Genomic DNA, 12,102 nt, shown 5'->3' with positions numbered 1-12,102 from the left:
TGTGGTTATGGGTCCCGGCCTTCGCCGGACGACATTTGTTATGAGGCCGGCCCCACCTTCCGCTGGCCCAGCGCCGCTACTGCGCCCAGCGCCAGCAGCGCCGCCGAGACGTTCAGCGCGTAACTCAAGCTCCCCAGCGCGTCCGTGATCGCGCCGACCACGATCGGGCCGAGCGTCTGGCCGACGCCGAATGAGATCGTCATCGCCGCGATCGCGGTCGGCCACACCTCGGGCGGATAGTTGAAGCGGACGAAGGCGGTGGTCGAGCCGACCACGGCGAAGAACGCGACGCCGAACACGACGGCCGACACCGCGAGCCATGCCGGCGAATGCCCGAGCATCGGCAGGGCGGCGCCGAGCGCGTTGGTGCCGAGGATGATGGCGGTGGCCAATCCGCCGCGATCGAGCGCGAGCACGCCGCGCCAGGCCCACGGCGTGACGAAGGCGCTCAAGCCGATCAGGCTCCAGAACGCGGCCTGCGCAGCGGCCCCGCCGCCGCCGTCGCGCACATAGGCGATCATGAAAGTCATGTAGGCGATGTAGCCTGCGCCGAACAGGAAGTAGCCTGCGAGATAGACCAGCACCGGAAGAATCGCGAAGGCGCCGTGGCTTCCTTGCGAGAAACGCACGCCGCTCTCGATGCGGACCAGGAACAGCGGCACGGTCATGACGACGGACAGCAGTGTCATCGCCCACCACACGATCCACCACGAGCCCGGCCCGAAATATTGCAGCGTGAACGGGGCGATCAGGCCCGATGCGAGAATGCCGATGCCGGGTCCGGCATAAAACAGGCTGAGCAGGAAATTGGCCCGCTCCGGGCGCGACTGCGCAATGGAAGCGGCCAGCGCGCCACCGGCGACGAAACCGGCCGCGGCGCCAACGCCGAGCACGAGACGCGCCAGGCTCAGCGCGACGAAATTCCCGGTCAGCGCGCAAGTCGCGAGCGCGGCGACGCAGGCCAGGGTTCCGCCGCGGATCGCGGCCGACCAGCCGACGCGCTGGATCAGCCGGGACGCCACAAGGGCGCCCGCGAGGTAGCCGACGGCGTTGATGGTGTTCATGAAACCGGCCGCCGAGTAGGACCAGCCGAGGTCCTCCCGCATGTCGGGGAGCACCAGCGAATAGGCGAAGCGGCCGATACCCAGCCCAACTGTCGCAGCCAGCGACAGGGTCAGGATCAACCGTGCGGGGTGGGCATCGGGTGGAGGGCGGTCAGGTGCGTGCAAGGGGTACTCCGGCATGCGCAGTGTGGCAGGCCCTGCCCGCCTTGCACAGAACCGAAGCGGCAATGGTGTCTTGCCAAGCACGCATCGCCGCTCTAGCACTCCGGCCGAAATCGACCTCAGAGGAAACGACCATGGCGACCCACAAACTGCTGCTGCTTCCCGGCGACGGTATCGGCCCCGAGGTGATGGGCGAGGTGAAGCGGCTGATCGACTGGCTCAGTTCGGCGGGGATCGCCAAGTTCGAGACCGACACCGGCCTCGTCGGCGGTTCGGCCTATGACGCACACAAGGTGTCGATCTCGGAAGGCGACATGGCCAAGGCCAGGGACGCCGACGCGATCATCTTCGGTGCGGTCGGCGGTCCCAAATGGGACGCGGTGCCCTACGAGGTGCGCCCCGAAGCCGGTCTGCTGCGCCTGCGCAAGGATCTCGGTCTGTTCGCCAACCTCCGTCCCGCCGTCTGCTACCCGGCGCTCGCGGAGGCCTCCAGCCTCAAGCGCGAGGCGGTCGAGGGCCTCGACATCATGATCGTGCGCGAGCTCACCGGCGGCGTCTATTTCGGCGAGCCCAAGACCATCACCGATCTCGGCAACGGCCAGAAGCGCGCCATCGATACCCAGGTCTACGACACCTACGAGATCGAGCGCATCGGCCGCGTCGCCTTCGAGCTTGCGAAGAAGCGCAAGAACAAGGTGACGTCGATGGAGAAGCGCAACGTCATGAAGTCGGGCGTGCTCTGGAACGAGGTCATGACCCAGATCCACAAGCGCGAATACCCCGACGTCACGCTCGAGCACCAGCTCGCCGATTCCGGCGGCATGATGCTGGTGAAATGGCCGAAGCAGTTCGACGTCATCGTCACCGACAATCTGTTCGGCGACATGCTGTCCGACATCGCTGCGATGCTGACGGGATCGCTCGGCATGCTGCCCTCGGCCTCGCTCGGCGAGGTCGACGTCAAGAGCAAGAAGCGCAAGGCGCTGTACGAGCCCGTGCACGGCTCGGCGCCTGATATCGCAGGCCAGGGCCTCGCCAATCCGATCGCGATGATCTCGTCGTTCGGCATGGCGCTGCGCTATTCCTTCGACATGGGCGCGCTCGCCGATAAGGTCGACGCCGCGATCGCCGCGGTGCTGGCCAGCGGCCTGCGCACCGCCGACATCAAGTCGGAAGGCACCATTGCCGCCTCGACCACGCAGATGGGCGAAGCGATCCTGAAGGAATTGCAGAAGCTGCACGCCTGACGGCGAGCGCAGTGTTTGTAGGGTGGGCAAAGCGAAGCGTGCCCACCCGACAAGGTCTCTTCAAAACAAAAATGGCCGGGCGCGAGCCCGGCCATTTTGATTCGGTCGATAATTCCGCCTCAGTACAGCGGGAAATTCTGCGGATAGCCGCCGACATCCTGCGGCGTGCTCAGCGGCTGGCGATCGATCGGGCGGTTGAGATTTTCGCGCGCGAAGGTCGGATAGCCCACTGCCGGCGGGAAGGCATAGTCGGAGAACTTGCGGTCGCCCGGATTGACCTCGGTGCCGCCGTCGAGCCAGGAGCGCTTGCTCACATAGATGCGGGTGCGGCCCTGCTGGTAGCTCGCGTTGGGGCCGCTCGGGCCGTAATAGTGACGACCGCTGTCATAGCGCTGCTTCTTGGTGTCGGCCGAGGCGGGTGTCGCGAAGGCTGAGGACATGGCAATCACGGCGCCGGCCGCAAGCCACATCGCCAGTTTGTTCGCGGCAGAGAAATTCGAGCTCATCACGTCCCCTTCAGGCGGCAAGCCGCCAATCAATTTCGCCCTCATACTAACCCGGCCGGGGCGGCTGCAACTAGGTCTATTGGGTCACACCAGCGCTGAATAATCGTGCGCGCCGGCAAAAGTTGCATGGATACAGCCACTTGAGCTTGATGCCGGTCAGAGCGCGCCGCGCAATTGCGCATTGGCGGCGCCGAGCAGCCAGTCCGACGTGCCCGGGAGCGTGCAGGGGCGGCGCTTCAGCTCCGCATGTGCGAACAATTCGGCCAGCCTCGGCTCGTTGCCCGAGGTCAGCAGCGTCAGCCGGTTCAGCGTGCAGGCGATCGCGGCGCGCCGGGCGGGCAGGCTGTCGCCCTGGCAGGAGAATCCGGAGATCTGGAGCGCCGGCTCCTCGCTGCGCTTGAGGTAGCCGAGGCAGGCCCGCGCGCCCTCCGCCGTGCCGGTCGGCTGGAATAGGGCGACGGGGCCGAATTTCGTGTCGATCAGGCCGGCTTGCTCCAGCGGGCTCGCGGTGCCCAGTCCCATCCGGACGGCCAGATCGGCGGCGGCCGGACGGGTGACGTCGAATTCGCCGCCCTCGCGATAGATTTCGAGCTCGGCCATGGCCTTGTCCGCCTCGCCCGCCCAGCGCATCACGTCCCTGCGGCCGCCTTCGGGGTGCCTCAAGATAGTGTAAGAGGCTGTTTTTTCTGACGAATCGAGCCGGCTGAGGGCGAAGGCCGGAGGCGAGCGGTCGGCCACGGCCCAACCCGGCTTCAGCGCTGGCTCATCGTCGTCGCGCAAGGTTGGCAGCTGGCCGAGTGCCGCAAGGCCGAGGATGGCAAACAGCACCAAAGCCCCCACATAGGCGAACAGGCGCGCCAGCGTGCCGACGACCTCGTCGGCGAAGGCTGCAAGCGCCAGATGGATCTGGGTGGGGGTTGTGGCCGTGCTGGCCTCGGGCGACTGCATCCACGTCCCTAAGGCATGGTCCAACGTTGTCTTGAGGCCGGTTCTCGCATAGAAGCGCTGCTCTTCCTGTTTAAGCCTCAGCTTCAGGAAAGAGCTTTTTCGTCGGAGAGTGAACGATGGGTTACAAAGTCGCAGTCGTCGGCGCGACCGGCAATGTCGGACGGGAAATGCTCAACATTTTGGATGAGCGCAAATTCCCCGCGGACGAGGTGGTGGCCCTGGCCTCACGCCGCAGCATGGGCGTCGAGGTCTCCTACGGCGACCGCACGCTGAAGGTCAAAGCGCTCGAGCATTACGACTTCTCCGACGTCGACATCTGCCTGATGTCGGCAGGCGGCGAGGTGTCGAAGGAATGGTCGCCGAAGATCGGCGCCGCCGGCACGGTCGTGATCGACAATTCCTCGGCCTGGCGGATGGACCCGGACGTGCCGTTGATCGTGCCGGAAGTGAATGCGGACGCCACCGCGGGCTTCAAGAAGAAGAACATCATCGCCAATCCGAACTGCTCGACCGCGCAGCTCGTGGTCGCGCTCAAGCCACTGCACGACAAGGCAACGATCAAGCGCGTCGTGGTCTCGACCTATCAATCGGTGTCGGGCGCCGGCAAGGATGCGATGGACGAATTGTTCTCGCAGACCAAGGCCGTCTACACCAACCAGGAGCTGGTCAATAAGAAGTTTCCCGCGCGCATCGCCTTCAACGTCATTCCTCAGATCGACGTCTTCATGGAGGACGGCTACACCAAGGAAGAGTGGAAGATGATGGCGGAGACCAAGAAGATTCTTGATCCCAAGATCAAGCTCTCCGCGACCTGCGTGCGCGTGCCTGTCTTCGTCGGCCATTCCGAGGCCGTCAACATCGAGTTCGAGAACCCGATCAGCGTGGACGAAGCGCGCGACATCCTGCGCAAGGCGCCGGGCTGCCTCGTCATCGACAAGCATGAGCCCGGCGGCTACGCCACGCCGTATGAAGCCGCCGGCGAGGACGCCACCTATATCAGCCGTATCCGCGAGGACGCGACGGTGGAGAATGGTCTCGTGCTGTGGTGCGTATCGGATAATCTACGCAAGGGCGCCGCGCTCAATGCCATCCAGATCGCGGAAGTCCTCATCAACCGCAAGCTGATCAGCGCGAAGAAGAAGGCGGCGTAAGCCGTGCTGCCGTAGGGTGGGCAAAGGCGCGAAGCGCCGTGCCCACCATCTCTCCACGATCGCGATAGAAGTGGTGGGCACGTTACGCTTTGCCCACCCTACAAGAGCTGCGGACCTACGCCACGCTTCGCGCGTTCCTGAATTCCTTCGCCGCCTTGTCCAGCACGAACAGCGATCCCTCCGCGACGCCGAAATAGGCGCCGTGGGTCTGCATCTGACCGCTCTCGACCGCCTTCTGCACGAACGGGAAGGTCATCAGGTTTTCCAGGCTGCGGAACACCGCGGCCTTCTCGATGCGCTCGACGAATTGCGCCATGGTCTCGTGGTCGCGCTGCTCCACCACTTCGCCAGGCTTGATGAACATCTGCATCCATTTGCCGATGAAGTCGCCGGGCGTGAGCGGCTCGATCTTGTCGACGAAGGCGCGGATGCCGCCGCACTGGGCGTGCCCGAGCACCACGATGTGCTTCACCTTCAGCACCGTCACGGCATACTCCAGCGCCGCCGAGACGCCATGCGCGTTGCCGTCGGGCTGATACACCGGCACCAGATTGGCGATGTTGCGGACCACGAAGAGTTCGCCCGGCCCAACGTCGAAGATCACTTCGGGCGAGACGCGGCTATCGCAGCAGCCGATCACCATCACTTCAGGGAACTGCCCCTTCACCGACAGCTCGCGGTAGCGGGTCTGCTCGGTCGGCAGCCGCTGGGTGGCGAAGGCCTTGTAGCCTTCCAGCAAATGCTCTGGGAATGTAGTCATGGCCTATGCCTAATCATATACCGCTGGGACGAACAAGCCTTTCGAATAGGCAGGCCAGGTGCTATCGGCTTCGGTCGGAAGTGAGACGAGGAAAACGGAAGGAACGCTTGCATGACCCGCCCGCGCCGCAGCCATCTGTTCATGCCCGGCTCCAACCCCCGCGCGCTGGAAAAGGCGCGTAATCTCGCTGCCGACGGCCTGATCCTCGATCTGGAAGACTCCGTCGCGCCCGACGCCAAGGCGGTGGCGCGCGACGGCATCGCGGCCGCAATCGCAGCCAAAGGTTTCGGCAAGCGCGAGATCCTGATCCGGACCAACGGCCTCGACACGCCCTGGTGGGCCGACGACGTCGCGATGGCGGCGAAGGTCTCGCCGGACGGCATCCTGGTTCCAAAAGTCTCCACTGTGGAGGACCTCGACACGATCGGCCGTCGTCTCGCCGAGCTCGACGCGGCGCCGACCGTAAAAGTCTGGGCCATGATCGAGACCGCACGCGCGGTGCTGCATGCCGAGGAACTGGCTGCCGCAGGGCGCGATCCAGCGCGGCGCCTGTCAGGCTTCGTGTTCGGCCCGAACGACATCTCGCGCGAGACGCGCATCAAGATGCTGCCGGGCCGCGCCGCGATGATCCCGATGATCACCCATTGCATCCTGGCGACGCGCGCCCATGGCCTCGAAATCCTCGACGGTCCCTACAGCGACATCGCCAATTCCGACGGTTTCGCCACCGAATGCGCGCAAGGCCGCGATCTCGGTTTTGACGGCAAGACGCTGATTCACCCCTCGCAGATCGAAGCCTGCAACGCGATCTTCACCCCGCCCGAAGAGGAAGTCGCGCGCGCGCGAAAGATCATCGCCGCGTTCGAGCTGCCGGAGAACGTCTCGCGCGGCGCGATCCGTCTCGACGGCGCGATGGTGGAGCGCCTGCACGCTGACATGGCGCGGCGCACGATCGAGATCGCGGATGCGATTGCGGCGATGGGCAAGGGCTGAGGGACGTCACCTGCGCGCTGCTGACTTCGACATGATGCTCGCGGCTTGCGGCCGCGCTTTGCTGTGAATCCAGGAACTGCTTCGTCGCGTCACTGTCTCCGTCTCGCATTCTTCAGGGTTTCGGATGGCAGCTCACCGACCGCTCGCCGATATTCCGATGCAAAGCGGCCAAGATTTTGAAAGCCACATTTGAACGCGACGGCAACGACGCTGGTCTGCTCATCCGGATGTCGCAAGAGCTCCGTCGCCCGCTGAAGCCGGAAGCGTCGCGCGCACTGGCCCGGTGATCCCCGCCCCGCCTCGGAGAATTCCCGATAAATCGTCCGCACGCTGACGTTGGCGATTGCGGCAATCTTCTCCAGATCGATTGGTTCGTCCCAATGAGCCTCGATGTAGGATTCGACGATGTCGATGACGGACCGGTTGGCGCCCGGCGCCGGGCCTTGAAGTCGATCGGTGAAATTGTGCCGGTGTGCCAGAAGGATTCGAACCATCAACGCCCGCTCAAGTTCGCTGATGGCTATGGGTGAGTAGTCCTGGCCGAACCTGTCCAACTCCTCCGCAAATCTGAAGACGTCCTGACGAACATAAGTCATCACCGCCGGATCGGATTCGCCCGGGGCGAAACGCAGCTCCATGTCGCTATCATCGCCCAGGATTGTCTTCAGCAACCGCTCGAGTGCGGCGGCATCGATCCTCAGCACCAATTGGCGATAGCCCGGCGCAAACTCGAGATCCAGCCTGGCGTCTCCGGAGATGATCGGACTGAAGGCCCCAATTGGCCCGCTGCTCCCTTTGGTGCTGAAGCTCGCAGCCCCTTGGATGGAGAAGAGCTGGCGGAGAACTTGCGATTCAGGAAAGGAGAGCGACGCCGCACCTTCGTAGCCGCAGAAGGCGAGGCCGATTGATTGCAAGCGAGCAAAATTGGCCTGGATACCGAACTCGCGGCCATGCTTGTCGAAACGGTCTGCGCCATATTCGGCGAATAGGCGATCGCGCGCGAACTCGCTGTCGCGGGACTTAAGCAACGGATACCGGTCGAGATAGGAGACGGCGCCCAAATCAGAATCCTCTAAGGCTCAAATCACTGTATCGCCATTCGGGCGCTACCAATTGGGATTCCGTGGCATGACCCGCGGACGTCGTTGACGCTTGCCGGAGCGTGAACCTGCACGCGAAGTTCGAGCCGCTGCGACAAATTGTCTGAAGAGCCGACGCAATGCTTGAACGTTTTTCTTGCGCCAACGGATCACCCCGAGCCGAGGTGAGGGCGATCGATGCCGGCCCGTTGCCGAATACCGATAACGATCTTGGGCCGGCGTCCGCAATTCAGGCGCGATGGCCTCCTCGGCGTCTGAGCGAGGCTCGGGATGTCTCCGTCCGGCTATCGCTTTGGCAGAATCCGGCCATTGTGTCTTCGGTCGGACAAATGCCCTGATAATTCGATTCGTATACCTCCTTCATGTGCCGGGTCGCACAGCGGACACACAGTTGTCCTCTCGAGATTCCGAGCGAAACCATGAATGCTGCAATCGTTTGGAAGCGCATGCGCTGCAGGCGAAGCATCAATTTCGGAGCGATGAAATGTTCGGTCGTAAATCCCGCGTCGATGCACAAGCTCAGATTGAGGCAATCGGCCGCTCGCAAGCCATGATCGAATTCAATATTGATGGGACGATCATCACGGCCAACAAGAATTTTCTCGATGCGCTCGGCTATCGGCTCGACGAGATCCAGGGCAAGCATCACTCCATGTTCGTGCCGGCCGACCAGCGCGACAGCACCGAGTACAAGGCGTTCTGGGCTGCATTAAACAGTGGCGAGTATCAGGCGCGCGAGTTCAAGCGGATCGCGAAGGACGGCCGCGAGGTCTGGATCGAAGCATCCTACAATCCCGTGCTCGACGGCAACGGCAAGACGGTGATGGTCGCCAAGATTGCGATCGACATCACCGAGAAGAAGATCCGCAGCATGGCCGACGCTTCGAAGATCGCCGCCGTTGGCCGGGCCCAGGCCGTAGTCGAGTTCAAGCTCGACGGCACCATCGTCACTGCCAACGAGAATTTCTGCAAGGCGCTTGGCTATTCGTTGCCCGAAATCGAGGGCAAGCATCACAGCATGTTCATCGCCGAGGCCGAGCGCAACGGCACGGCCTATCGCGAGCTCTGGGCCAAGCTCAACCGCGGCGAATACCAGGCCGGCGAATTCAAGCGGATCGGCAAGGGCGGCCGCGAGGTCTGGATCCTCGCCTCCTACAATCCGCTACTCGATGAGAACGGCAAGCCGTTCGGTGTCGCCAAGTTCGCGACCGACGTCACGGCGGAGAAGCTGAAGAATGCCGACCTTGCGGGCCAGATCGCGGCCATCGAGAAGGCCCAGGCCGTGATCGAGTTCAACATGGACGGCACGATCGTCACCGCGAACGAGAACTTCCTCGGCGCGCTCGGCTATTCGCTGGCGGAGATCAAGGGCAAGCACCACAGCACGTTCGTCGAGCCGTCGGAGCGCGATGGCAATGGCTATCGCGAGTTCTGGGCGGCGCTCAACCGCGGCCAGTACCAGGCGGCTGAATACAAGCGCATCGGCAAGGGCGGCAGGGAGGTCTACATCCAGGCGTCCTACAATCCGATCATGGATCTCAACGGCAAGCCGTTCAAGGTCGTGAAATATGCGACCGACGTCACGAAGCAGGTGCTGGTCCGCATGGGCAACGAGCGCGTTCGCGGCATGATGGAGTCTGTTGCCGCAGGCTCCGAGGAGCTGAACGCCTCAGTGCGCGAAATTTCGGAAGCCATGACCAAATCCCGCGATACCGCGATGAGCGCGGTGGATCAGGTCGCCGCCGCCGACGCCCAGGCCCAGCGCCTCACCGAAGCAGCGCTGGCGATGAGCGGGATCGTCGAGCTCATCAACAACATCACCGGCCAGATCAACCTCCTGGCCCTTAACGCCACCATCGAATCCGCCCGCGCCGGCGAAGCCGGTCGGGGCTTTGCGGTGGTGGCCTCGGAGGTCAAGAGCCTCGCTAACCAGGCCAAGCAGGCCACTGACAAGATCGGCGCCGAGATCGGCAGCCTCAACGGCATCTCCGGCGACGTCGTCACTGCGCTTGCTTCGATCAAGACGGCCATCAACAACGTCAGCGAATATGTGACGTCGACGGCCGCGGCCATCGAAGAGCAAAGCACCGTGACAAACGAGATGTCGACCAGCATGCAGCGCGCCGCAGCGGAAGCCGCGGCGATGGCCAGCAGTGCCTGATCTGCGCAGACCGCGTTGACGGTCTGTTACGGGATTTGGTAGGCCGGCAGTCGAGCGCCAGCCGGACGGCTGGCAGCCCTGGAGAGCGGCGCTATCCGTTCGCCCGCCGGCGCAGAAGATCTGCGTGCCTTAGCGATGCGCGTGATCCGCCCGATCGAGCGACTCCAGCGTCGACGCATTGGCGCAGAAGCCGTGGTAGTTCTGCACGGCGGTGCCGTCGGCTAGCTCGCGATCGCACTGACCCTTGTGGCTGCAAAGCGCGCAGACCCGCTCCATGTCGCGCAGCAGCAGCGGATGCGCGCGGCCGAGCCCTTCGGCGCTGATGCCGAGCTGCTCCAGCATCTTCGGCAATTCGTCGGCGGCGTGCTTGCCGTGGCGAACCAGCTCTTCGAGATCGTCAGGCGCGATCCGCAAGTCTTGCGCGATGCGATCGAAATCGGCGCGGTCGAGCTGCCGGATCTCGTTCAGCTCGCGGCGATGCTTCAGCCAGCTTGCAAAGGACTCGATGAGGTCCTGGACAATGGGATAAGGCCTGGTTGCGGTGCTCATGCGAAGCTCCATTCGAACGGCGGAATTGGAGCGAGATTAGGCACAATGGTGCAGGTGCGCGTTGCGCTGGATCAAATAGCGATGAGGGAGCCCCGAGCTCCGCTGCACCTCTCCCGCTTGCGGGAGAGGTCGGCGCGCCCGGGCGATGCGAAGCATCGTTCCGCGCGCCGGGTGAGGGCTCTCTCCTCTAGGAGATTGTCCCGTTGCGTAGACACCCTCTCCCCAAACCTCTCCCGCAAGCGGGAGAGGGAGCGCACCCCTTGCGCGGCAGTCAGCCGAACCGCTCCGCCGCCCACGCATACAGGCTGCCCGGGATCGGTTTCTCGCCGCCGCGGCCCTTGGGCGAGATGTGCAGGCCGATGATCTCGCGGTCGGTGACCAGGCCGAGATGGTTCGAGGGATCAAAGAACAGTTTCGGTTCGGCATGCACGGCGTAGAACGATTGCTTCGGCAAGGCGCAGTGCAGCTCGCCGGTGCGGCGCGCGAGCGCGGTGAGTGCCGCCGGCCCGAAGATCGCAACGCGGATGTCGGAGAGGCGGTTCGAGCCGCCGCGCAGGCGGCGCATCGCAAACGTGACGCGATGGCGCAGCGACAGCCAGTTCGGCGTCAGTTCCTCCTGCTCCATCAGCTCTTCGAAAGCGGCAACGATGCCGTGTTCGGGTGGGAGGTAGATCACGGAATTGCCGAGCTGGCGTGGCCGCTCCCACGCGAAATAGGGCTTTGCCGGATTGATCTCGACGGGTTTGAGCAGCAGCACGTCGGCGTCGAGCCAGAGGCCGAGGCCTTTCGCCATCAGCTTCATGCGGAAGAAGTCGCTGAACTGGAGCGTGGTCCAGTCGCGCCAGTTGCCGTCCGGCTGCGGCGGTCGCAATCGTTCGGAGAACGCATGCGGCAGGATCGCCTCGGCATCCGCGTTGCCGACGCCGGCGGGCAGGCCGGGAATGGTGTCGAAACTGTAGACCGTGACCTTGTGGCCGGCAGCCAGCTGCGAGCGCAGGCAGGTCTGGCGCAGGGCGTCCATTGGGCCGTGCCAGAAGGTGACGATGTCGGGCAGCATGGCGCAAGCTATAGAGGACAACGCTGGCAAAGAAAAAGCCCCGGCGCTGTCAGCACCAGGGCTCAAACAAAAACTCGAGATCAGGCCCAGGCGCGTTCGCGCTTGAGCTTGTCCTCATAGGTGTCGATCGAGGCCTTCTTCTCCATCGTCAGGCCGATGTCGTCGAGGCCGTTGATCAGGCAGTGCTTGCGGAACGGGTCGATCTCGAACTTGACGTTGCCGCCGTCGGGACCGCGGATCTCCTGGTTCGGCAGGTCGATCGTCAGCGTCGCGTTGGCGCCACGCTCGGCGTCGTCGAACAGCTTGTCGAGGTCTTCCTGGGCCACCCGGATCGGCAGAATGCCGTTCTTGAAGCAGTTGTTGTAGAAGATGTCGCCGAACGAGGTCGAGATCACGCAGCGGAT

At 63.8% G+C, this 12,102-nt stretch carries 11 protein-coding genes and 1 pseudogene; 4 read left to right on the top strand and 8 right to left on the bottom strand.

Features of this window, described 5'->3' with window-relative positions:
- Positions 1-38: 38 nt before the first annotated feature.
- Positions 39-1,229 carry a YbfB/YjiJ family MFS transporter gene (locus IVB47_RS08680; protein WP_247461038.1) on the bottom strand — a complete coding sequence of 397 codons (1,191 nt, stop codon included), beginning with the start codon at positions 1,227-1,229 and terminating at the stop codon, positions 39-41.
- A 131-nt stretch (positions 1,230-1,360) separates the two neighbouring features.
- Here IVB47_RS08680 and leuB point away from each other — a divergent pair, with 131 nt between their 5' ends.
- A complete protein-coding gene (gene leuB, locus IVB47_RS08675) occupies positions 1,361-2,473 on the top strand; it encodes a 3-isopropylmalate dehydrogenase (protein ID WP_247461036.1) in 1,113 nt (370 codons plus the stop codon).
- 119 nt (positions 2,474-2,592) lie between these two features.
- Here the strand turns inward: leuB and IVB47_RS08670 are convergent, their stop codons facing one another.
- Together IVB47_RS08670 and IVB47_RS08665 are read right to left on the bottom strand one after the other, a co-directional pair.
- Positions 2,593-2,979 (bottom strand): hypothetical protein, encoded by a 387-nt coding sequence (locus tag IVB47_RS08670; protein WP_027566362.1) that lies wholly within the window; start codon positions 2,977-2,979, stop codon positions 2,593-2,595.
- A gap of 156 nt (positions 2,980-3,135) precedes the next feature.
- The gene (locus IVB47_RS08665) at positions 3,136-3,927 is read right to left on the bottom strand and encodes a hypothetical protein (protein WP_247358196.1); all 792 of its coding nucleotides are present in this window, start codon (positions 3,925-3,927) and stop codon (positions 3,136-3,138) included.
- Between the two features lie 116 nt (positions 3,928-4,043).
- Between IVB47_RS08665 and IVB47_RS08660 the strand changes: the two genes are divergently transcribed.
- Entirely contained in the window at positions 4,044-5,078 is a 1,035-nt protein-coding gene (locus tag IVB47_RS08660) for an aspartate-semialdehyde dehydrogenase (RefSeq protein ID WP_247284948.1), read from the top strand.
- A gap of 115 nt (positions 5,079-5,193) precedes the next feature.
- Here IVB47_RS08660 and IVB47_RS08655 read toward each other — a convergent pair whose 3' ends face one another.
- Positions 5,194-5,838 carry a carbonic anhydrase gene (locus IVB47_RS08655; RefSeq protein WP_027566365.1) on the bottom strand — a complete coding sequence of 215 codons (645 nt, stop codon included), beginning with the start codon at positions 5,836-5,838 and terminating at the stop codon, positions 5,194-5,196.
- Positions 5,839-5,949: 111 nt separating this feature from the next.
- Between IVB47_RS08655 and IVB47_RS08650 the strand changes: the two genes are divergently transcribed.
- Positions 5,950-6,831: a CoA ester lyase gene (locus IVB47_RS08650; RefSeq protein WP_247461034.1), complete on the top strand. Its 882-nt coding sequence runs from the start codon at positions 5,950-5,952 to the stop codon at positions 6,829-6,831.
- An 89-nt stretch (positions 6,832-6,920) separates the two neighbouring features.
- Here IVB47_RS08650 and IVB47_RS08645 read toward each other — a convergent pair whose 3' ends face one another.
- Positions 6,921-7,892: an AraC family transcriptional regulator gene (locus tag IVB47_RS08645; protein WP_247461032.1), complete on the bottom strand. Its 972-nt coding sequence runs from the start codon at positions 7,890-7,892 to the stop codon at positions 6,921-6,923.
- A gap of 523 nt (positions 7,893-8,415) precedes the next feature.
- Between IVB47_RS08645 and IVB47_RS08640 the strand changes: the two genes are divergently transcribed.
- Positions 8,416-10,092, top strand: a complete 1,677-nt coding sequence (locus tag IVB47_RS08640; protein WP_247461030.1) for a PAS domain-containing methyl-accepting chemotaxis protein — start codon at positions 8,416-8,418, stop codon at positions 10,090-10,092.
- A 129-nt stretch (positions 10,093-10,221) separates the two neighbouring features.
- On the opposite strand, the gene IVB47_RS08635 is transcribed toward IVB47_RS08640, so the two are convergent.
- The 3 genes and pseudogenes from IVB47_RS08635 to IVB47_RS08625 form a co-directional block, all read right to left on the bottom strand.
- Positions 10,222-10,641 carry a hypothetical protein gene (locus IVB47_RS08635; protein WP_027566369.1) on the bottom strand — a complete coding sequence of 140 codons (420 nt, stop codon included), beginning with the start codon at positions 10,639-10,641 and terminating at the stop codon, positions 10,222-10,224.
- Between the two features lie 271 nt (positions 10,642-10,912).
- Entirely contained in the window at positions 10,913-11,698 is a 786-nt protein-coding gene (locus tag IVB47_RS08630; RefSeq protein WP_247461028.1) for a hypothetical protein, read from the bottom strand.
- 80 nt (positions 11,699-11,778) lie between these two features.
- Positions 11,779-12,102: pseudogene (locus IVB47_RS08625) on the bottom strand (3-isopropylmalate dehydratase small subunit); the annotation flags it as partial.

The sequence above is a fragment of the Bradyrhizobium sp. 62 genome (assembly GCF_023073035.1).
Classification (GTDB): Bacteria; Pseudomonadota; Alphaproteobacteria; order Rhizobiales; family Xanthobacteraceae; genus Bradyrhizobium.
Note: the sequence above shows the minus strand (reverse complement) of the source record. Positions and strands in the feature narration are given on the sequence as shown.

Coding starts and splice junctions, on each gene's coding strand:
- IVB47_RS08630 (WP_247461028.1), bottom strand. CDS start 11,698: ATGCTGCCCGACATCGTCACCTTCTGGCACGGCCCAATGGACGCCCTG.
- IVB47_RS08635 (WP_027566369.1), bottom strand. CDS start 10,641: ATGAGCACCGCAACCAGGCCTTATCCCATTGTCCAGGACCTCATCGAG.
- IVB47_RS08650 (WP_247461034.1), top strand. CDS start 5,950: ATGACCCGCCCGCGCCGCAGCCATCTGTTCATGCCCGGCTCCAACCCC.
- IVB47_RS08655 (WP_027566365.1), bottom strand. CDS start 5,838: ATGACTACATTCCCAGAGCATTTGCTGGAAGGCTACAAGGCCTTCGCC.
- IVB47_RS08640 (WP_247461030.1), top strand. CDS start 8,416: ATGTTCGGTCGTAAATCCCGCGTCGATGCACAAGCTCAGATTGAGGCA.
- IVB47_RS08670 (WP_027566362.1), bottom strand. CDS start 2,979: ATGAGCTCGAATTTCTCTGCCGCGAACAAACTGGCGATGTGGCTTGCG.
- IVB47_RS08665 (WP_247358196.1), bottom strand. CDS start 3,927: ATGCAGTCGCCCGAGGCCAGCACGGCCACAACCCCCACCCAGATCCAT.
- IVB47_RS08660 (WP_247284948.1), top strand. CDS start 4,044: ATGGGTTACAAAGTCGCAGTCGTCGGCGCGACCGGCAATGTCGGACGG.
- leuB (WP_247461036.1), top strand. CDS start 1,361: ATGGCGACCCACAAACTGCTGCTGCTTCCCGGCGACGGTATCGGCCCC.